17 protein-coding genes and 1 riboswitch are annotated in these 20,521 nt (G+C 70.0%); of the genes, 11 read left to right on the top strand and 6 right to left on the bottom strand.

Translation table 11 applies throughout. The annotated features are described in order from the left end of the window. Positions 1–152: 152 nt before the first annotated feature. The 5 genes from FK267_RS09595 (at position 153) to FK267_RS09575 (ending at position 5,497) form a co-directional block, all read left to right on the top strand. Entirely contained in the window at positions 153–1,775 is a 1,623-nt protein-coding gene (locus tag FK267_RS09595; RefSeq protein WP_075378132.1) for an RNA polymerase sigma factor, read from the top strand. Between the two features lie 91 nt (positions 1,776–1,866). After that, positions 1,867–1,955, top strand: a riboswitch (TPP riboswitch). A gap of 1 nt (position 1,956) precedes the next feature. Continuing rightward, positions 1,957–2,787 (top strand): hydroxyethylthiazole kinase, encoded by an 831-nt coding sequence (gene thiM, locus FK267_RS09590; RefSeq protein WP_075378260.1) that lies wholly within the window; start codon positions 1,957–1,959, stop codon positions 2,785–2,787. Then, positions 2,784–3,446 (top strand): thiamine phosphate synthase, encoded by a 663-nt coding sequence (gene thiE, locus FK267_RS09585; protein WP_075378131.1) that lies wholly within the window; start codon positions 2,784–2,786, stop codon positions 3,444–3,446. The genes thiM and thiE overlap by 4 nt, the downstream gene beginning before the upstream one ends. Beyond that, entirely contained in the window at positions 3,443–4,288 is an 846-nt protein-coding gene (gene thiD / locus FK267_RS09580) for a bifunctional hydroxymethylpyrimidine kinase/phosphomethylpyrimidine kinase (protein ID WP_075378130.1), read from the top strand. The genes thiE and thiD overlap by 4 nt, the downstream gene beginning before the upstream one ends. A 111-nt stretch (positions 4,289–4,399) precedes the next feature. Then, positions 4,400–5,497: a trypsin-like serine peptidase gene (locus FK267_RS09575; RefSeq protein ID WP_081379320.1), complete on the top strand. Its 1,098-nt coding sequence runs from the start codon at positions 4,400–4,402 to the stop codon at positions 5,495–5,497. Between the two features lie 12 nt (positions 5,498–5,509). On the opposite strand, the gene FK267_RS09570 is transcribed toward FK267_RS09575, so the two are convergent. Further along, positions 5,510–5,851, bottom strand: coding sequence for a hypothetical protein (locus FK267_RS09570; RefSeq protein WP_141407028.1), 342 nt, complete (start codon positions 5,849–5,851; stop codon positions 5,510–5,512). A gap of 246 nt (positions 5,852–6,097) precedes the next feature. Here FK267_RS09570 and FK267_RS09565 point away from each other — a divergent pair, with 246 nt between their 5' ends. Then, positions 6,098–7,000 (top strand): arginase family protein, encoded by a 903-nt coding sequence (locus FK267_RS09565; RefSeq protein ID WP_141407027.1) that lies wholly within the window; start codon positions 6,098–6,100, stop codon positions 6,998–7,000. 47 nt (positions 7,001–7,047) lie between these two features. Here FK267_RS09565 and FK267_RS09560 read toward each other — a convergent pair whose 3' ends face one another. Both FK267_RS09560 and FK267_RS09555 read right to left on the bottom strand, forming a co-directional pair. Next, a complete protein-coding gene (locus tag FK267_RS09560; protein ID WP_141407026.1) occupies positions 7,048–7,455 on the bottom strand; it encodes a rhodanese-like domain-containing protein in 408 nt (135 codons plus the stop codon). A gap of 244 nt (positions 7,456–7,699) precedes the next feature. Beyond that, complete coding sequence (locus FK267_RS09555) at positions 7,700–7,972, bottom strand: DUF7455 domain-containing protein (RefSeq protein WP_010615084.1); 273 nt, start codon at positions 7,970–7,972, stop codon at positions 7,700–7,702. A gap of 193 nt (positions 7,973–8,165) precedes the next feature. Here FK267_RS09555 and FK267_RS09550 point away from each other — a divergent pair, with 193 nt between their 5' ends. The 3 genes from FK267_RS09550 to FK267_RS09540 all read left to right on the top strand — a co-directional run bounded on the left by FK267_RS09550 (position 8,166) and on the right by FK267_RS09540 (position 12,478). Next, positions 8,166–8,942 carry a hypothetical protein gene (locus tag FK267_RS09550; RefSeq protein WP_141407025.1) on the top strand — a complete coding sequence of 259 codons (777 nt, stop codon included), beginning with the start codon at positions 8,166–8,168 and terminating at the stop codon, positions 8,940–8,942. A 101-nt stretch (positions 8,943–9,043) separates the two neighbouring features. Continuing rightward, positions 9,044–11,296: a DNA gyrase/topoisomerase IV subunit B gene (locus FK267_RS09545; RefSeq protein ID WP_141407024.1), complete on the top strand. Its 2,253-nt coding sequence runs from the start codon at positions 9,044–9,046 to the stop codon at positions 11,294–11,296. 129 nt (positions 11,297–11,425) lie between these two features. Beyond that, positions 11,426–12,478: a GNAT family N-acetyltransferase gene (locus FK267_RS09540; RefSeq protein WP_141407023.1), complete on the top strand. Its 1,053-nt coding sequence runs from the start codon at positions 11,426–11,428 to the stop codon at positions 12,476–12,478. A gap of 25 nt (positions 12,479–12,503) precedes the next feature. Here the strand turns inward: FK267_RS09540 and FK267_RS09535 are convergent, their stop codons facing one another. Both FK267_RS09535 and FK267_RS09530 read right to left on the bottom strand, forming a co-directional pair. After that, positions 12,504–14,147 carry an amidohydrolase gene (locus FK267_RS09535; RefSeq protein WP_198498155.1) on the bottom strand — a complete coding sequence of 548 codons (1,644 nt, stop codon included), beginning with the start codon at positions 14,145–14,147 and terminating at the stop codon, positions 12,504–12,506. A 67-nt stretch (positions 14,148–14,214) separates the two neighbouring features. Next, positions 14,215–16,758 carry a DNA gyrase/topoisomerase IV subunit A gene (locus FK267_RS09530; protein ID WP_141407022.1) on the bottom strand — a complete coding sequence of 848 codons (2,544 nt, stop codon included), beginning with the start codon at positions 16,756–16,758 and terminating at the stop codon, positions 14,215–14,217. A gap of 151 nt (positions 16,759–16,909) precedes the next feature. On the opposite strand from FK267_RS09530, the gene FK267_RS09525 reads away from it, so the two are divergent. Together FK267_RS09525 and FK267_RS09520 are read left to right on the top strand one after the other, a co-directional pair. Then, positions 16,910–17,530: a DUF5998 family protein gene (locus FK267_RS09525; RefSeq protein ID WP_198498154.1), complete on the top strand. Its 621-nt coding sequence runs from the start codon at positions 16,910–16,912 to the stop codon at positions 17,528–17,530. An 11-nt stretch (positions 17,531–17,541) separates the two neighbouring features. Continuing rightward, positions 17,542–18,885, top strand: a complete 1,344-nt coding sequence (locus tag FK267_RS09520) for an alkaline phosphatase family protein (protein ID WP_141407021.1) — start codon at positions 17,542–17,544, stop codon at positions 18,883–18,885. A gap of 8 nt (positions 18,886–18,893) precedes the next feature. Here FK267_RS09520 and sepH read toward each other — a convergent pair whose 3' ends face one another. Next, positions 18,894–20,354, bottom strand: a complete 1,461-nt coding sequence (gene sepH, locus FK267_RS09515; RefSeq protein ID WP_428839589.1) for a septation protein SepH — start codon at positions 20,352–20,354, stop codon at positions 18,894–18,896. Between the last annotated feature and the right edge of the window lie 167 nt (positions 20,355–20,521).

Raw genomic sequence — 20,521 nt, 5'->3', positions numbered from 1 at the left:
GACGCCGAGTGCGGACAAGGTGAGGGCATACTAAGTCGCCCGTGCGGTGATCCTGGGGAATAAACGCTACAATTCTGGGGTTGTCTGCTGTGCCGGAGCGGGTTCCCATACCCCGTCACCGGCTGTCCGCCCGCTCACGCGAAAGGAACTCCGTGGCTTCTTCCACAGTGACGCGCTCCAGCACCGAGCTCACTGACGACGTCGACGAGACCCCGCTCGACGACGAGGACTTCGACCTCGACGACGAAGGAGACGACGACGCCGACGACGCCGACTATGGCGACGAGGACTCCTCTGACGAGGAGGAGGACCAGGACGACGACTCCGAGGCGCAGGCCGTCCAGGAGGATGACGGCCCGGCCCCCGAGCTGCGCGACTACTACCTGGACGTGAGCCTGGAGGAGAACGGCGACGGCTCCAAGCGCAGCCCCTTCAACAACCCCGCCTCTCTCAAGGGGGTCCGCCTGGCCCCGGGGGCGACTCTCTTCGTGCGCTCGCGCACGGTCGTGGAGAACCTCGAGATCGCCGGCCACGGCACCCTGGAGGAGCCCATCACACTGGCCCCCTACGGCCACGGACCGGTGCCCCGCTTCGTCATCGGCGACTCCGCCCCCATGGTGGCGCGCGACTACCTCGCTCAGAACGGCTACATCTTCCGCGGATGGGTCATCAAGGGCATCAAGATGCAGCCCTCCATCGCAGCCCTGACCGGTGAGCTCGAGCGCATGCGCCGGGAGGAGGCGGAGAAAGCCGCCTCCAAGAAGTCCGGTAAGCGCGGCAAGTCCCAGGACAAGGACGGCTCCTTCACCGTCTCCGACTCCGATGAGGGCGACGAGCCCGCCCAGCGGGTCGTCACCGCCGGCGCCACCGCGGACCCGGTCAAGGACTACCTCAAGCAGATCGGTAAGGTCGCGCTGCTGAACGCCGAGCAGGAGGTCGAGCTCGCCAAGCGCATCGAGGCCGGTCTCTACGCCGAGCACCGCCTGGCCGAGGAGGGCAACGACCTGCCGGCCAAGCTGCGTCGCGAGCTGCACTGGGTGGCTCAGGACGGCCAGAGGGCCAAGAACCACCTGCTGGAGGCCAACCTGCGACTGGTGGTCTCCCTGGCCAAGCGCTACACGGGCCGCGGCATGCTCTTCCTGGACCTCATCCAGGAGGGCAACCTGGGCCTCATCCGCGCCGTGGAGAAGTTCGACTACACCAAGGGCTTCAAGTTCTCCACCTACGCCACCTGGTGGATCCGCCAGGCCATTACCCGCGCGATGGCGGACCAGGCCCGCACCATCCGCATCCCGGTGCACATGGTCGAGGTCATCAACAAGCTCGCCCGCGTGCAGCGCCAGATGCTCCAGGACCTGGGACGTGAGCCCACCCCGGAGGAGCTGGCCGTCGAGCTGGACATGACTCCGGAGAAGGTCGTCGAGGTCCAGAAGTACGGGCGCGAGCCGATTTCCCTGCACACGCCCCTGGGTGAGGACGGCGACTCCGAGTTCGGTGACCTCATTGAGGACTCCGAGGCCGTGGTCCCGGCCGACGCGGTGAGCTTCACCCTCCTCCAGGAGCAGCTGCACGCCGTGCTCGACACCCTCTCCGAGCGCGAGGCCGGCGTGGTCTCCATGCGCTTCGGCCTAACCGACGGCCAGCCCAAGACCCTCGACGAGATCGGCAAGGTCTACGGAGTCACCCGCGAGCGCATCCGCCAGATCGAGTCCAAGACCATGTCCAAGCTGCGCCACCCCTCGCGCAGCCAGGTCTTGCGCGACTACCTGGACTGAGCGGACCAGCAGTACCGGCTCGCTCACCTCAACGGCGTCGGCCCCGGAACCATCAGGGTTCCGGGGCCGACGCCGTCGGTGCTAGTGTCTCGATCGTGACACGGGGTGCCACATGGCTGAGAACACACCCGTCGAACCTGTCCAGCTAGTACTGACGAAGGGATGTCACATGCACTGGGGCATGTCTACCCCAGCGGCGCTTGAGGCGGTACGCCGCCACGCCCCGCTGGTCTCCTGCATCACCAACGCGGTGGTCACCAACATCACGGCTAACGTTCTCCTGGCTCTGGGCGCGGCGCCGGCCATGGTGGACATCACGGGAGAGGCGGGCCCTTTTGCCCGCGTCGCCTCCACGCTGCTCATCAACCTCGGCACGCCTCAGCCCGAGCAGCGGGACGCCGCCCGCGAGGCCGTGGCTGCGGCGGCTGACGCGGGCACGCCGTGGGTCCTCGATCCGGTGGCCATCGGCATGCTGACGCACCGCACTGCGCTGGCCCATGAGCTCCTCAGCCGGGGACCGAGCGTCGTACGGGGCAATGCCTCGGAGATCCTGGCTCTGGCCGGTGACGGCAGCGGCGGGCGGGGCGTCGAGACCGCCGACGACGTCGCCGCGGCGCTCGATCCGGCCTGTGACCTAGCCCGCAGCCACGGCTGCGTCGTCGCCGTCTCCGGGCCCGTCGACCTGGTCACCGACGGCGAGAGCGTCGTCCACATTCAGGGTGGCTCCGCGCTACTGACTCGGATGACCGGCGGGGGCTGCGCTCTGGGTGCGGTGGTCGCGGCCTTTCTTGGGGTGGGGCGGAAGGAGGGTCTGGATGACGTGAGCGCCGTTGTCGCTGCGCACGCCGTCTACAGCGCTGCTGCCGAGCGCGCGGAGTCCCGATCAACCGGCCCCGGATCCTTCTCGCCGGCCTTCCTCGACGCTCTGTATGCCCTTGAGGTGCAGGACCTGCAAAACGTCAGTGTCAGTGCTACCGGGGCGACCACCGCCGCGCAGGGAGTGCCGGCATGAGGGTCGCGCCGGACCTGTCGGTTTACCTCATTACCGATGAGAGCCAGTGCCGCTCGCGCGGCAGAGACGTCCTGGCCACCGTTGAGGCCGCTGTCAACGGCGGAGTCACCTGCGTCCAGCTGCGCGCCAAGGGGGCCGACGGCGGACTCTTCCTGACTCAGGTACTGGAGGTGGCCGAGGTGGTCGGTGATCAGGTTCCCGTCATCGTCAACGACCGCGTCGACGTCTTCCTGGCGGCGCGCGATCAGGGAGCGTCCGTGGCTGGGGTACACCTCGGCCAGTCAGATCTGCCCGCCCACATCGCACGCCGTCTCGTCGGGGAGGACGCCTACCTCGGGCTGTCGGCCGCGACTCCCGACGAGCTGCGCACCGCCCAGGAGCAGGGCGCCTGCGACCACGTCGGCATCGGCGTCGTTCACCCCACCGCCACCAAGGCCGACGCCCCGAAGAGCCTGGGGGTGAACGGCGTAGCGCGCATGGCCGCCCTGACCGATCTGCCTGCTGTGGCCATTGGCGGCATTACGGCCAGCGATCTGCCGGCACTCCGGGCGGGTGGTCTGGCCGGTGCCGCCGTCGTATCAGCCATCTGCACGGCCGAGGACCCCAGGAGCGTCGCCGCCGACCTACACCGTGCCTGGGACGAAGGAGGTCGGCGATGAGCCAGCAGCGTTCGGCAACCGTGACCGCCTTGACCATCGCCGGCTCAGATCCCAGCGGTGGCGCCGGCATTCAGGCCGACATGAAGGCCATGAGCGCCCTCGGCGCCTACGCGATGAGTGTCATCACGGCGTTGACTGCCCAGTCGACGCGCGGTGTGGCCGGTGTGCACGCCGTGCCGGTCGACTTCGTCCGTCTCCAGATGGACACGCTGCTGGAGGACATCGTCCCCGATGCCACGAAGATCGGGATGCTTGCCACCGTCGAGCTGGCCGACGCGGTGGGGGAGTACCTGCCTGGACTCACCCACACGGTGCTCGACCCGGTCATGGTGGCCACCTCCGGGGACCGCCTTCTCGACGAGCAGGCCGTCGGCGCCGTGCGCCGTCTGTGCGCCAAAGCCGATCTCATCACTCCTAACCTCTACGAGGCGGCCGTCCTGCTGGGGGAGGAGCCCGCGGCGACCCTCGGTGAGCTGCGCAGCCAGGCGCGCCGCCTGAGGGAACTGGGCGCCCGAAGGGTGCTGATCAAAGGCGGCCACCTCACCGGAGGCGCAGACAACTCGGGCGACGTCGATGACGCCATCGACGTCTACGTCGATGCTGACGCCGTCGAGATCCTGCACGGTCGCAGGGTCGCCACGAGCAACACCCATGGCACGGGCTGCACGCTGTCCTCAGCGATCGCCTCGCTGCGACCGCGCCGGGCGACCTGGCTGGAGGCGGTGCGGGACGCCAAGAACTACCTCACCGGTGCCGTCGAGCACGCCGACGCCCTGGGCGTTGGACACGGGCACGGGCCCGTCCACCATTTTTACCGAGCCGGAACGATAACCGGATGGTAGATTGTGTCGTTGTCGTCGACGACCGGAGGTCATTGCGGTGCACCTGCTGAAACGAGGAGGAGTGTGTATCCGCTACCGAACAGCGCCTCCGCCTCCACAGGATTCAAACCTATGACAGATGCATCCATTTCTTTCCGCGTTAGGGTCATGCTCGCTGCGGTCCTCATGCTAGCGGTAACAGGGCTTCTTCCGCTGTCGCCACTGGCCACCTCGGCCCATGCTGCCGAGCCCGCACAGGCCGGAGGTGCAGCGTCCAGCGCGTCCTCGACAGCGGTGACCGCGCCCACCAGCTTCGGTAAGAGCGCCGAGCCGATCCCCGAGGAACGACCTGCGGCCGAGGTGAGTCACGAGGCCGACCAGAACGTGGTGAACTACTGGACGCACGAGCGCATGGCCGCCGCCAGGCCCCTGGATACCGATGCGGCCGATGATCTCGCCCAGGAGCGACCGGCGGCCGCTGAGGGCGATGGGGACAGCTCCAGCTCGACCGATCCGGCCGGAATGACCGAACCCGTCGCTCCGGCCGCCGACGGGGGCGCGACCCTGCCGGCCAGGGCCAAGGGAAAGCTGTTCTTCAACGGCTACGAGGCGGACAACGCCTACTGCAGCGCCTCCGTCCTCAACACGCCCTCCAAGAGCGTCGTCATCACCGCTGCCCACTGCGTTTACAGCTCGAAGAAAGGATGGGCCAAGAACGCGGTCTTCGTCCCCGACTACGACCGCACCCAGGCCGATCCGGACCCGGTGGGAGTCTGGACGGCCCGGTCGATGCGCACCTTTGACAGCTGGCGAGCCGACCAGGCCGACTATCGCAATGACGTCGCCTACGTGACGCTCAATGACGGCGGGGACGCGAATAAGCCGGTCGTCGACGTCGTCGGCGGCCACGGGCTGGCCTGGGGAGGCAGCTACGTCTTCCGCGCCACGATCTTCGGCTACCCCTCCAACAAGACGAACCCGGACGGTCGCGGCACCATCCACTCCTGTGTCAAAACCACGGAGGAGTCGGAGGGCAAGGTGCGGACCGAGGGCTGCGACTTCGGCTTCGGCGGCTCGGGAGGGCCGTGGCTCTACCGCTATAACGAGTCCACCGGACTCGGCTACGTGCGGTCGTTGACCTCGCTGTGGCGGCCTCTGGGCGGCGTGAACCGCGGCCCCTACTTCACCGAGGCGGTCAAGACCATGCTGGATGCCACCGCCGGGGACTGATGCGGTGGGGCCTCAGCCTCGGCTGTCGTCTGGAGCCGACGGTGTGGTCCGCAGTGGAACCGATTGCTGCGGCGTCGTTGTCGTAGACTCCGTTTTGACGGCCAGAAGAGTCATGGCGAGTACGAGTGCCGCGACCAGCGTCACCGAGGCGATCACCACGGCCGCCCACGCCGGCAGCCGATACTGGCTCGAGCTGCGCAGTTGCGTGACGCCCATGACGAGGGCGATGAAGGACAGCGGTACCCCGATGAAGGGAAGCGGGATCAGTAGCACCGCGCCTGCGGCCGCAGCAGTCAGGGCGCTGACAGTCAGAGAGCGGCCGAGGCCGGCCTTGGCCTTTAGCTGTTGGTCCACGGCGATTCTCCTCTCACTCGTCTCCTCGACTCGTGTCAGTAGGCCGCTGCCCATGATGGAAGCCGTCCCTGCCGAGCGCCAGGGTGAGGCCTGAATCTTCCAGATGAAGCCTTCAGAGATTCTTCCGCGATCGTGACCGCTCCCACCAGGCACCTCTGCATGTGAGACTTAGGACTGAGTCAGGTGGTGTACAGCCCGGGATCGTAAACTGGACACCGGGAGACTCCCTCGCTCAGGAGCACTGAGATGGTTGACGCACGCACAGCTCTCGCCCAGTCCGACACCCTTCGCCTCATCTGGCCCCAGTGGCAGGGGGCGGGAGAGACCTCGGTGCGCGGCCTGCTGCCCGAGCTGCCCTACGGGGAGGCGCGGCGCGTCTATGCACTGGGAACCCGGGTGCTGACGGCGCTCCTGCCCGAGCACGCCGGTCCCACGGAGATCGTCCCCGTCAGCGATGAACCCACTGGCGAGGAGGTTCTCGTCACTAACGGCATGGAGTCGCGTGCCCAGATCCTGGCCGGGATTCGTGACGCCCGCGAGGCGATCGCCCGGCACGACGCTCCCAGGATCCTCACCCTGGGCGGGGACTGCGCTGTTTCCGTCGTCCCCTTCACCGAGCTCGCCGCCCGTTACGGAGACGACCTGGCCGTCGTCTGGATCGACTCCCACCCCGACATCGGCACCTCGCACTCCCAGTACCCCGGCTACCACGCCATGGCGGTCTCCCACATTATCGGTACTGGTGACGTCGAGGTGATGGAGGAGCTGGCGGCCTTTGTCTCCCCGAGTCGACTGACCCTGGCGGGCCTGCACTCCTGGACCGAGGACGGCTACCCCAACATCGCCACGTGGGGGCTGCACGCCTTCGGCCCGGCCGACCTGGGCGACTCGACGGAGCCCCTGCTGAGGTGGCTGGAGGCCACCGGCTGCAGCCGCGTAGCAGTCCATCTGGATGTCGACACCGTGGACGCCGATGAGGTCCGGCTGAGGCTGGGCTACGATCGCGGCGGCCTGAGCGTGACTCAGACCAACCGCGTGATCAGGGATCTAGGGCGGGCGGCCGACGTCGTCGGCCTGACGATCTCCGAGTACGTGCCCCGGCAGGTCGTCGCCCTCACCCATCTCCTGGAGGGGCTGCCGCTTCTCTGAGTGATCGGGGCGGGCCGGGCGAGCTTCGCCCGCCAGGGCGACTGGCGTCAGCTGGTGACGACCTTGGCCCCGGTGGTCTTCTTGGCGGCGTCGAGGGTCCCCAGTTCGGTGACGCTGGAGAAGCCGGCGTTGCGCATGACGGCGCTGGCCATCTTGGGCTGGTCGGCGGAGCCGTAGAGCTGGTACTGGGAGCTGTGGTCCAGGCTCGAGATCTGGCTGGAGAAATCACCTGAGGAGAAGTCGTAGTTAACGGCCCCCTCGAGGTGCCCTTTCTTGAACTCCTCAGCCGAACGCAGGTCGATGATGACGGGACCGGATGCCTTCGCGCCCGCCGAGGCGGTGTTGGCAGAGGAGGAGGCGCTGGAGCCAGCAGAACCGGAGCATCCTGAAAGCGCGATCGCGCTGCAAACGACGAGCAGAGCAGAGGCGGTTATGACGCGGAGAGGACGTTTCACAGGCAGTTCCTTGAGGGGTCACGCGGCTTCGTCGAGCCTGGATGGGGCGGGATGCTTCAATCAGCGCAAGGCTCTGTCCCGGGGGATTCGGGGAGGGAACACGAGCAGGGCCTCAGGAACGAGGATATGCAGCATCCGGTAGAAAAAGACTGTGAAACTCAGTGAACTTCAATGCCGACCTCAGTGAAAAAGTCCACGTTGGTCGGGCTGTTGGTCGGGCTGTCGGCCGGGCTGGCCGGCGGCCTCAACTGCCGGAGGTCAGGGTCGAGGTCTCGTCCTGGAACAGCAGGGCGACCTCTTTGAGCTTGTCTGCGTGCTTGCGAGCATGGTGGCCGCAGAAGAAGAGCTCGCCGGTCAGCATGACGACTCGGACGTAGGCCTGCGCGTCGCAGACGTCGCAGCGGTCGGCTGTGGTCAGCGGGCGCTCGGTGGAGTCGGCGGCAGGAGTGGCCTGCTCGTCCAGGGTGGTCACCGCCTGCGCGGCGGTTGAGGTTCCGGTTGTGCTCATGGACTGCATTGCATCATGGCGTAGGCGCTCCCACCCGTCAGGGGCGGCCGTTTCCGCCTGAGGCGCACGCGCTTTCGCCCACGGCGCACCGGCGTCATGGCGCACATCACCACGGAGCCGACCGATCGGGTGAATGCTGGAAGACGGCCAAGGCGGACGTGGCTGGCTGTCAACGCGCAGGACTCGGGAGGGAGCAGTCGGGATGTCGGTGGTGCAGGAGTTTCGCGACCGTGAGATTGCGCGTCTGGAGCGCTCGGGCTGGGCGACCAACACGGCCCTTCGTCAGCGGCTGGAGGCCGTAGGGCTGCGGCCGCCCGCCGAGGTCGTCGCCGAGTGCCTGGGCGAGGGCGCAGGAGACGGAGGCGGTGCCGGTGCCCGCTGGGCGCGGGCCGAGCACGCAGTGGCCCGCTTAAGGGAGCACTTCGCCTCATTCCGCTTCTCCAACGACGTCGACTACGGGCTCCTGGCGGTCCCGGCCAGTAACCGACTCGACACCCGCGGGGCCATGGACCTGAACATCCGCCGCGGTCAGCAGCCCGATCTGGCCGAGGACTTCGTCGACCCGGCCCTGGGGGAGGGGGTCGACCTCGCCGGGGCCACCGGCACTGCCGGGAGCACGCTGGGCAAGGACGGCTGGATGGTGGTGGCCGGCGTCGTCGGCCAGTACGGGATCTCGGCGGGAAGCCATGAGGACGTCGTCGCCGCCCCGGCGGAGCTCTTCGAGGTAGACGGCGTCGACACCCGTGCCCTCATGACCCGTCAGATCTGGGGAGCCCGCCTCCTGCAGTGCCCGCCCGGACTCGTCCCCGACTCCGACTACGCCGAGCGATGGACCTTCACGCTCTTGCCCGGCGAGGGGCTGGTGGACGGGCGGGCCGTCTCCGGCACCGTGCTCAAGAGGCGGGTGCGCTTCCGGCTGGGCAAGGCCGACCGTGGGATCGGCAGCGCGCGGGTGAGCCCCGCCCTCCCGCTGGCATAGGGGCCCAACGGCCTCGGGCGTGGGCGCATGACGTATGACGCCACACGCGCAGCGCGGCGGGGCACAAGGCACCGGCGGCACTGATCGGCTAGATTCCCAGCGTGCCCTCATCTGAGAACAAGACCAGCCGGGGCGACTACTCCGCCCGCCACCTCTCCGTCCTGGAGGGGCTCGAGGCCGTGCGCAAGCGCCCGGGAATGTACATCGGCTCCACCGACCAGCGCGGTCTCATGCACTGCGTGTGGGAGATCGTCGACAACGCCGTCGATGAGGCCCTCGAGGGGCACGGCGACGACATCTCGGTGACCGTCCACGATGACGGCTCCATCGAGGTGCGTGACAACGGGCGCGGCGTGCCCGTGGACATCGAGCCTTCATCCGGCCTGACCGGCGTCGAGCTCGTCTACACCAAGCTGCACGCCGGTGGGAAGTTCGGCGGTGGCTCCTACGGCGCCGCCGGCGGTCTGCACGGCGTGGGGGCGTCCGTCGTCAACGCCCTGGCCGAGCGCATGGACGTCGAGGTCGACCGCGGCGGCAAGACCTACGCCATGAGCTTCCACCGCGGCGAGCCCGGCATCTTCGACGACTCCGCCGGGCGCGGCCCCTCCTCGCCCTTCACCGGGTTCACGAAGTCCTCCGAGCTGCGCGTCATCGGCAAGGTGCGCCGCGGCGTGACCGGAACCCGGGTCCGCTACTGGGCCGACCCCCAGATCTTCCCCAAGCCCACTGAGTACGACGCCGCAGCCCTGCGCGCCCGCCTGCGCCAGACCAGCTTCCTCGTTCCGGGCCTCACCCTGCGCCTGGAGGACAAGCGCCCCGAGGCCGAGGCCATCGCGGCCTCCACCACGCCGGCCGCCGACGCCGGCGAGACCGACGACGCCGTCCACGAGGTCACCCTGCGGGCGGCCGCCAAGAACGCCACCGAGAACCGTGGCGACCTGTTCGACACCGGTGATGACGACGGCGTCGAGGTCTTCCAGGCCCTGGGCGGCACTGCCGACTTCGTCGACTTCCTGGCCTCCGACGGCTCGGTCACCGACACCTTCCGCCTCACCGGTGAGGGCACCTACACCGAGACCGTCCAGCAGCTCGACCGCGCCAGCGGGCACCTGCGCCCCGTGGAGGTCGAGCGCACCTGCATGGTCGACGTCGCCCTGCGCTGGGGGATCGGCTACGACACCACGGAACGCTCCTTCGTCAACATCATCGCCACCCCCATGGGCGGCACCCACCTGACCGGATTCGAGCAGGCCCTCACCAAGGTGCTGCGCAAGCGCATCGAGGCCGACTCCCGGGCCCTGAAGCTCACCGCCAAGGATGGCCGCGTCGAGAAGGACGACATCATGGCGGGCCTGACCGCCGTCATCACCGTGCGCGTCCCCGAGCCCCAGTTCGAGGGCCAGACCAAGGAGGTCCTGGGTACCGGGCCCGTGCGTCAGATCGTCTCCAAGGTGGTCGAGCGCGAGCTCACCTCCCTGCTGACCTCCTCCAAGCGGGACCTCAAGACCCAGGCGCGCGCCCTGGAGGAGAAGATCGTCGGTGAGATGCGTGCCCGCGTCTCGGCGCGCCTGCACAAGGAGATCACCCGCCGCAAGACCGCCCTGGAGACCTCCTCCCTGCCGGCCAAGCTCGCCGACTGCCGCAGTGACGATGTCGCCGCCTCCGAGCTGTTCATCGTCGAGGGTGACTCCGCCCTGGGGACCGCCAAGAACGCCCGCGACTCCGAGTTCCAGGCGCTCCTGCCGATCCGCGGCAAGATCCTCAACGTGCAGAAGGCCTCCCAGGCCGACATGCTGCGCAACGTCGAGTGCTCGGCCATCATCCAGGTGGTCGGCGCCGGCAGCGGACGCACCTTTGACCTGGAGGCCGCCCGCTACGGCAAGGTCATCCTTATGACCGACGCCGACGTCGACGGCGCTCACATCCGCACCCTCCTGCTGACCCTCTTCTTCCGCTACATGCGCCCCATGATCGAGGCGGGCCGGGTCTTCGCCGCCGTCCCGCCCCTGCACCGCATCGAGGTCTCCGGCTCGGGGCGGCGCAAGAAGGAGATCATCTACACCTACTCCGATGAGGAGCTCGTCACCACCTTGCGCCGCCTGGAGCGCGCGGGCCGCAGCTTCAAGGAGCCGCAGCGCTACAAGGGCCTGGGGGAGATGGATGCCCACCAGCTCGCTGAGACCACCATGGAGCCTCAGCACCGGACCCTGCGGCGCATCACCCTGGGGGATGAGGCCCAGATCATGGAGGCCGAGTCCGTGTTCGAGCTCCTCATGGGCTCATCGGTTGAGCCCCGACGCGACTTCATCGTCGAAGGCGCCCGTGATGTGGATCGCGAGCGCATTGACGCCTGACTCCCGCGTCAGGTCTCGGCCGCTCCTTCAGGTAAGGTCGGTAACCTTCGTGTCACGGCCCGCCGAAGGTCGAGGCGCGTCGTTCACTGACTGATCGTCATTCTTCGTCCTCATGAGGGAGGTGTGCTGATGGCACCCGGTTACGGCATCCGCCGGGCGGGATCCTCACCCTGGCCCATCCTGCGCCCTGGGCCCCGTTCGTCCCTGTCACGGGAGTTGACCTGGCGGCCGCTGGGTCCGGAGGACAACCACGAGCTGGCCGCGCTCATCGCTCGGGCCGAGGATGTCGACAACCCTCCCTACCGCACCAGTGAGCAGGAGACGGCCGAGTACTTCCTCGACCCCACCTACTCCGGGGTCGCCGGGCGCGACACCGATGGCGTCATGCGCGCCTTCGGGCTGGTACGCCTGCGCCCGGCCGGGGAGATCTACGCCTCCATGACCGGCACCGTGGACCCGGCAGTGCGCAACCGCGGCATCGGACGCGCTCTGCTGCACTGGCAGGCCGAGCGGGCCCGCCACCTCGTGGGGGCCGAGCGGGCCGGCTCCGTGCCGGGCAAGGGCTCGGCCCAGGTCCCCGCCCACGTGGTCACCACTGTCATGGCGGACGACGAGCGCATGCAGGGGCACCTGGCGGACATGGGTTTTGAGCCGATGCGCTGGTACCGGGAGGTGCGCCGATTCCTCGGTGACGAGATCCCCGAGGTGGACCTGGACGGCTTCATCACCATCGACCCGTGGACCCCCGAGATCGACGACGACGTCCGGCGCGCCTACAACCAGGCCATGGCCGAGACCTGGGAGACGGAGAACGTCACCCCCGAGGACTGGACTGCCGGCAGCGCCTACTTCGCCCCGCAGTGGAGCTTCGTGGCCATGGATCGCTCCGGGGACCGGGCCCGCGTTGCTGGGTACCTGCGCTCGGGCCGCTACGAGCAGGACTGGCAGGCCCTGGGCTGGCGGGAGGGCTACACCGACGTGCTCGGGGTCCTCAGCGACTACCGCCACCGGCAGATCGGGCCCGCGCTGTTGGTGGCCGCCATGCGCGCCTACGCCGCCGACGGCATGGAGTACGCCGCCGCCGGCGTCGACACCGACAACCCCAGTGGCGCCGTGGACCTGTATGAGTCCCTGGGCTACGTGCCCACCCGCGGCACCATCCTCTACGCCCTCGACGTCTGAGTGGGGCGTTCGTCTCCCGGGCGGTTCACCCGTGCAGGTGGGCCACGGCTCCGGCCACCACAGTGGCCACTGGGCGAACGCCCGTCAGCTCCTCGGCCCCCAAGCGCAGGGGGTCCTCGGCCAGGAGCACCAGGTCGGCCTGAGAACCCACCGCCACCGAGCCGGCCCCGTTGACGCTGGCCGCCAGCGCCTCCTCGGCCGTCAGCCGCTGATCCGGCGACCACACCGAGCCGTCCGGTGTCCGGCGCCCCACGGCCGCCGACATGGCCAACCACGGGTCCAGGGGCGCCACCGGCGCGTCCGATCCCAGCTGAAGCAGGGCCCCGGCGGCCACCATGTCTGCGAAGGCGTAGGTGCGCCCCTCCAGTCCCGGCCACACCCGGCCCACGGCCGCCCAGTCGTCAATGAGGTGGGCGGGCTGAACCGACAGCTCGATGCCGCAGCCCACGAGGCGCCTGAGCGCCCCGTCAGGCTCAGCGAGGGCGTCGGCCGGCAGCAGCTGGGCGTGCTCCAGGCGCCCGGCGGCACCCGAGTGCGCGAAGGCCGCGGCGACGTCGTTGACCGCCGCGTCCCCGATGGCGTGGATGGCCATCTCATAACCCTGCCGGGAGGCGTGGGCCATGAGGTCGGTGAGCTCGGCCCGGTCGATGTTGACCACGCCGCAGGCGTGCTCCAGGCCCAGCTCGGCGGGATAGGGCTCGCACATGTGTGCGCTGCCCGAGCCCATCGAGCCGTCTGCGATCACCTTGAGCGGCCCCTGCACCAGCACCGGGGAACCGTCGGGCAGGCGGGGTGAGCCTGCCAGCGCGGTCCCGGTGCGCAGGCCCTTGGCGATCCACCGTTCCAGCTTGTCGCGGTAGACCCCGATGCGGATGCGGGGCAGCACCTGGGGGAGTACGCCCTCGTCCGCCATGGCCCGCAGGCGCCGCGGCCAGTCATCGGGATCTTCCGACCAGCTCATGTCCACCACTCCGGTGATGCCTCGGGACAGCATGTCGGCCAGGACCTGTCGGTAGCCGGACTCCCGCAGCTCGCGTGTCCCCGGGACCTCATCGAGGCGGTCGAGTAGGGCGAACCACGGGTCCTCCTTCATCGGTGCTCCCGGGTCCTGGGCGCTGGCCCCCGGCAGGCCGAAGACACGCAGTGCCGCCGAGTTCAGCCACCCGGAGTGCACGTCCCCGGAGATGAGCAGCGTGGGAACCTCCCCGGTGACGGCGTCGAGCTCGGCCACCGTGGGCACCCGGGGCCAGTTGGACAGGCGGTGCCCGAAGCCCTGGATCGTGGCTGGCCGCGAACCGGCCGGATGATCCCGCAGCGCCTGGGCCACCAGCTCTAGGGCCTCCTCGGCGCTGCGGGTGGCCAGCGTGTCGATGCGTGCCGAGCGCGCCGCCTCCATGTCCAGGTGGGCGTGAGCGTCCCACAGGCCGGGAATGAGGAAGGAGCCCTTGGCATCAAGGACCCGTGTCCCGGGAGCACTCAGCCCCAGTCCCACCTCGACGACCCGGCCCGCCTTGATACGCACATCCACGGGCTCACCCGGGGGCGGCGGCGCGGCCAAGGCGCCGGGGTGAGGGTCACCTCGGCGCAGCGCCCCCAGTTCGGTGCGGGACCGGAAAGGGACGATGCGCGCATCCCTGATGAGCAGGTCTGCGGAGGGTTGATCGGCCATGCGCCACTGTAGGCACAGCCGCCCTGCTCGTGGGCGGATCCCCGAGACGCTGCTGCGACCGGCCCCGTCAGCCGATTCCGATGATGGGGGCCGGTAGCGGTGAGCCGGAGCCGTCACGCCGCTCATCGGGCTCCGGCAGTGCGACCGGCTTGCCGCCCTCGCGCAGCGCCCGCGGCGGGGCCACCCCCACCCAGGCCACCATCAGCTCGTCCTCGCCGCGCAGGAACCGGTGCGAACGGACCCCGCCCGTGGCCCGGCCCTTCGCCGGGTAGCGATCCAAGGGGGTGACCTTGACACTGCCCCCGCCGGTGCCCGGGAGCGAGCCCTCGGAGCCCGCCACCGTCACCACCACGGCCTCGGCCAGGAGCTCCTCAGGAACCGCCGCGCCGGCGATGACTCGGGCGCCCTCGTGCAGCGAGATCCCCGCCATGCCGCCGGCGCCCCGGCCCTGCGGACGCACCTTGGCGGCCTGGAACCGCAGCAGCTGGGCGTCGGAGGTCACCAGTGCCAGGAAGTCCGTGTCCGCCGCGGTGCCGGCGAAGACCACCCGGTCGCCCTCGGACAGGGAGATGACCTCCCAGCTCTCGGCGTTCCTGGGCTCATCGCCGGGCTTGACCCGCTTGATGACGCCCTCAGCCGTGGCCAGGACGATGGGCGGGTTGTCGGCCGACCCCACCGGGACCAGCCCCACCACCTTCTCCTCCGGCTCGATGTCCACCAGCTGGCGAACCTGAGTCGCACCGGCCAGCCCCGGGGCCCCCTCGGTGCGGGGTACCTCCGCGGTGGAGACGACGTCGAGCAGCACCAGCCGCCCGGTGTCGGTGACCGCGCCGATGCGCCCACGCGCCGTGGTGGCCACCTGGGAGGTCAGGGCGTCGTGGGGCTGGCGCCCACCGGTGCGGGCCACCGGCTCGGTGCCGGCAGTGCGCGCCACCAGTCCGGTGGCCGACAGCAGCACCCGGCACGGGTCGTCGGGGACGGTCAGCGGCACCGGGGAGGCGCTGGGCATGAGCGTCATCGGCTGAGCGGCGCCACCGGCCCGCTTCGCACCCCGACCTGAGGCGGAGGCGTCGTCCGCAGTCTCTGCAGCGGCCGACGACGTCACGCGCTCACCGGAGGCCTCCAGCAGCACCGTGCGCCGCGGGGTGCCGAACTGCTCGGCCACGGCCGCCAGTTCACGGGAGACCACGCGCCGCAGCAGCACGTCGTCGGCCAGGATCGCCTCGAGGGCCTCGATCTCGCGGGCCAGCTCGTCGCGCTCCTTCTCCAGCTCGATGACCGAGAACTTCGTGAGCCGGCGCAGCTGGAGCTCAAGGATGTATCCGGCCTGCGGCTCGGTGAGGTCGAAGACCTGCATGAGCCGGGTGCGCGCCGTGGCGGCGTCGTCGGAGGAGCGGATGACGGCGATGACCTCATCGATGTCGAGGATCGCGATGAGCAGGCCGTCCACCAGGTGGGCGCGCTCACGACGCTTGCCCAGGCGGAACCGGGTGCGCCGGGTGACCACCGTGAGGCGGTGGCGCACGAACACCTCCAGCAGCTCGCGCAGCCCCAGGGTGTGGGGCTGCCCGTCCACGAGGGAGACGTTGTTGATGCCGAAGGAGTCCTCCAGCGGCGTGTGCTTGTAGAGCTGGGCCAGGACCGCCTCGGGGTTGTAGCCGTTCTTGACGCTGATGACCAGACGGGTGCCGTGCTTGCGGTCGGTGAGGTCGGCGACGTCGGTGATGCCCTGGAGCTTCTTGGAGCCCACCGCCTCCTTGATGCGGGCGATGACCTTCTCCGGTCCCACCATGTAGGGCAGCTCGGTGACCACGATGCCTTTGCGGCGCGGGGAGACGGACTCCACGTGAGCGGTGGCCCGTGTGAGGAACTTGCCGCGCCCCGTGCGGTAGGCCTCCCGGATTCCGTCCAGGCCCACGATCATGCCACCGGCGGGCAGGTCCGGCCCCGGCACGAAGGCCATGAGGTCCTCCAGAGTCGCCTCCGGGTGAGTCAGCAGGTGCCGGGCGGCGGCCACCACCTCCACGAGGTTGTGCGGCGGCATGTTCGTGGCCATACCCACCGCGATGCCCGCCGCGCCATTGACCAGCAGGTTCGGGAAGGCCGCCGGCAGCACCTCGGGCTCGGTGAGTGTGTAGTCGTAGTTGGGGGCGAAGTCGACCGTGTCCTCATCCAGGTCCGCCGTCAGCGCCAGGGCCGAGGCGGCCAGGCGCGCCTCGGTGTAGCGGGGGGCCGCCGGCCCATCGTCCAGAGAGCCGAAGTTGCCGTGGCCGTCAATGAGCGGCAGGCGCATCGTGAAGGGCTGGGCCAGGCGCACCAGCGCCTCATAGATCGCGGTGTCCCCGTGGGGGTGGAGCCGACCCATGACATCGCCCACGACCCGGGAGGACTTCACGTGCGGACGATCCGGGCGCAGCCCCATCCGGTCCATCTGGAACAGGATGCGGCGCTGAACCGGCTTGAGCCCGTCGCGGGCGTCAGGCAGGGCGCGCGCGTAGATGACGGAGTAGGCGTACTCCAGGAAGCTGGTGCGCATCTCCGTGGACAGGTCGAGATCGACGATCTCCCCGTCGGTCGGGGGAGGAGTCCGGGTGGTGGCAGACTTCGGCATGGGCGCATTGTCCGAGGAATCGGGCCGAAAACAAACCACGACACCCGGGCGTGACAGGTCAGACGCGCCCGCAGGCAGCGATCGGCCCACCTCGAGCAAGGGCACACCGGTGCTCGACGGCGAAGGGGCGGACGATGGCACAATGGCGACCATGACGACCCACTCAGGCCGCAGCTCGGCCACCGGTCCCGCCTCGCGCGAGGCGTCCCAGGAGGCCTTCGCAGACCTGGTGCAGCAGGTGGAGCTCGCCGGCTACTACCCCGAGCTGGTGCTCGACACCCTCCGCCTGGCTACGGGCGAGGAGGAAATCCTCTCCGGCATGGTCCAAGCCGAGACCACCTTCGCCGAGGCGGTCCACCGCCACCTGACCGTCCTGGCCCTGACCGCCAGCCGTCTCATCATCGTCCACGTTGACGACACCCCTCGCGACGACGGCAGCCCCGGCGCCCTGGCCACCAGCGAGGCCGTCCCGCTCAGCCGTATCCGCTCCATGGCCCTGACCCGCGGCGTGGCCGACCCTGCCCGGGGCGGAGGAACCCTCACCGAGATGACGATCGCGGTCTCCTGGGGCTCGGTGCGCCGTATCGACATGGAGCCGGCCACCTGCGGCGACCCCGACTGCCAGGCCGACCACGGCATGACCGGTGTGTCCGTGCCCGACGACGTCGTCATCCGCGTGGCCGCGGGCGTGGAGGGCGCCGCCGCCCTGGCCCGCGCCGAGACCTTCGCCGGCCGGCTCTCACAGATGGCGGCCCGCGCCGCCGCCCTGTGACGGGGCCGGGGATGGGAGGCCAGACCGCCGGCAGGCAGCCCGCATCGGCACCCGCCCCCGACTGTCCGCAGGATCCGGCGCTCCGCTACGTCCTGGCGGTGGGCGCCGTCAGTGCCGGACTGAGCCTGGCTGACACCGAGCACGACGGCGATACCGGCCGTGATGCCGACCTCAGCCCCACCGGTGGCCCCGCTGAACCAGTCGTCTCCGATGCCCGGGCACGCGCGGTCGCCCGCAGCTGGGGGATCGAGCCGGCCGGTGAGCCCGGGGAGGCCGGTGGCGGCCCGGGAACCGTCGTCGTCCTCGTGGACGGTCTGGGCCTGGAGATGCTTCGTCAGCGTCGCGGGCACACCCCCACCCTGCGCCAATGGCTGGCACAGCGCGAGGCCGCCACTGCCGCCGCCGACGCAGGAATCCTCACCTGCCGGCCCTCAACGACGGCTGCGGCCCTGACCATGCTGGGCACCTCCGCCCTGCCCGGCACCACCGGCATGGTCGGCTACTCGGTGCTCAACCCCCGCCTGGGGCCCTCTCTCGACGCCTCCGTCCTCCCCGGTCCCGACCAGGTCCTCAGCCTCATCACCTGGAAGGGGAACAACGTCCCCAGCCCCAGGTCCTGGCAGGACGTGCCCACGATCTTCGAACGGCTCCCGGCCGAGAGCGCGGTGAGCATCGGACCGAGCCGGTTTGCCGGCTCCGGCCTGACCGAGGCCGCCCTACGAGGCGCCTCGCACCTGGGGGCCGACCGGCTGGAGGACCGGCCCGGCCTGGCTGCCGGAGCCCTGCGCCGCGGCACCCCGCTGATCTACCTCTACGTCGGCGAGTTGGACAAGACCGGTCACAAGCACGGGTGGCTCAGTGAGCAGTGGCTGGCCCAGCTCGAGCGCCTCGACGCCGCCATGGCCGAGCTGGCCCGCCGTGTTCCCGCCGGAACCAGGATTCTCCTCAGCGCCGACCATGGCATGGTCGACACCGATCCCGATCACCGTGTCGACCTGAGCGCCCACCGCGATCTCGTTCGCGACGTCGTCGCCGTGGCCGGTGAGCCCAGGCTGACGCACCTGCACGTTGCCGACGGCGACGTGGACCTGGCCGCCGAGGTGGCCCAGCGCTATCGCCACGTCCTGGGGGATCGGGCGATGTGGATCGGGACCAGGGAACAGGCCGGCGAGCACCTGGGTGTCCTTGGCGCGCGAGCACGGGGCGTCGTCGGGGACGTTGTCGTGGCCATGGCCGAGAACTGGGTCCTCGTGGACCCCCGGGTCCACTCCGAGTCTGCCATCGCCATGCCCGGCGTCCACGGCTCCTTCACCCCGGCCGAGACCGAGGTGCCGCTGCTCATCACCGAGGCCTGAGGATTGGGCTACTCGGGCCTGGCACCGAAGACGATCTCGTCCCAGGAGGGCACGGAGCGCCGCGAGCGACGGCGGGACTTCTTCTTGGCCGGAGGCGTCCTGGGCATGTCGGGCAGGGGCTCCTGCGTACCCGCCGCCGAGGCGGCAGACGGGCCGGGGGAGGCCTTGGCCAGGACCTCGGAGCGCGACGGCATGGGGATCTCCGGCACCGGTTCGGTGGGGCTGTCCGCCCCCAGCGGTGCCCGACGTCCCACGGGGATGCGCTCCACCGCGGGGCTCGGGGCAGACGGCGCCGCCGAGGGGGCGCTGGAGGCCGTCACCAGCCGGGTTCCGGCCGGGTGGTTGCCGGTGTGCAGACGTCTGCGCTCCGACATCGAGTAGACCTGCGCACTCAGGCCCGCGTTCTGCTCCAAGGACTCATCGTCGGCCCTGGAACCGGCCTCGGCGCGGCGCTCCTCCATGCCCCGGGCCGGGGGTGAGGGGACCTCGGGGCTCTCGGGGCTGCTGGTGTAGTCGATGCCGTGGGGATCGGTGAAGGCGTCCTCATCCGCGTTACCCTCACCGGCGAAGCCGCTCAGGTCGTCGTCCTGGGGCATCTCCACCTCGACGCGCCGGCCCCGGCTGGAGGCCAGGTCGGCCAGCAGCGCGTCGGTGTCATCGGCCGACATGGCGCCACTGGTGGGGCGACCGTACTCCCGAACCGGCAGCATCCCGGCGGGCATCTCGACGGCCAGCCCAGTGGGCTCGCCGGAGGCCGCAGCCGGGGCGGAGGCCGCCGAGACCGCGCTGCCGGCCGCTGAGCCCGCGGCCGCGGGGGAGTGCCCCGACTGGGCCGACGGCGCAGAGGCTGAGGCCCCAGGGGCCTTGGAGTCCTGGTCGAAGACGGCCGGGCGCTTGGATCCGGCTCCGGCCTCGGTGAGCCAGCGCGCCTCGTCGTCCAGGGCGTGAACCGCGCGGGCGGTCAGGTCCAGTGACCAGCGCGCCTGCTTCTCCTCGGCGGACTGCACGAAGGTCACCATGATGAGCCAGGGGTCGCGGCCCTCGCGCAGCGCGTCCCACTCCAGGCTGGATGGGTCGACGCCGCGTGTGGCCAGGCGGTCCACCACCAGCTCGCCGAGCAGGGGGGAGTCCTTCTCCCAGCCGATCCGGCAGGACTGGGCTTGCGAGACGGCCCACTGGCGCTCGGCGAGCACCGGTCCCTCGAAACGGCGCACGTGTTCCACGTCCATGCCCGTGCTGATGGCGACCTCGGCGGCGGTCGCACCGGCGCGCATGTAGGCCTGGAGCTGCCGGGGGCGCAGGGGCGCCGGCGCCTCGGCGACCGTCCCCGACGGGGGCAGGATCGCTCCGCGGTCACGGCGTACCGCGGCCCTGAGGGCGTCATCGACGACGATGCTGTAACGCTCGCCGTCCTCGTCGGTCATGACAATCGTGTCACCGTTGGCACCCAGCAGCTCGAGTTCGACCATGGGCGGGGCCTCCTTCATCCCGTGTCAGCACGATATGCTCCACTGTGCCTCACAGCCTGCCATCCGCAGGCGCCCAGCCGTGGGAGGCGCAGCGGTGTGCCACATGTGAACCACGTGTGAATACCCTCGTGAAATCCCCTGGGTCGGGTGCACCGCAAACCAATCGT

This window comes from Actinomyces oris (assembly GCF_006546825.1).
GTDB classification, from domain to species: domain Bacteria; phylum Actinomycetota; class Actinomycetes; order Actinomycetales; family Actinomycetaceae; genus Actinomyces; species Actinomyces oris.
This window is presented reverse-complemented; position numbering and strand designations above follow the sequence as displayed.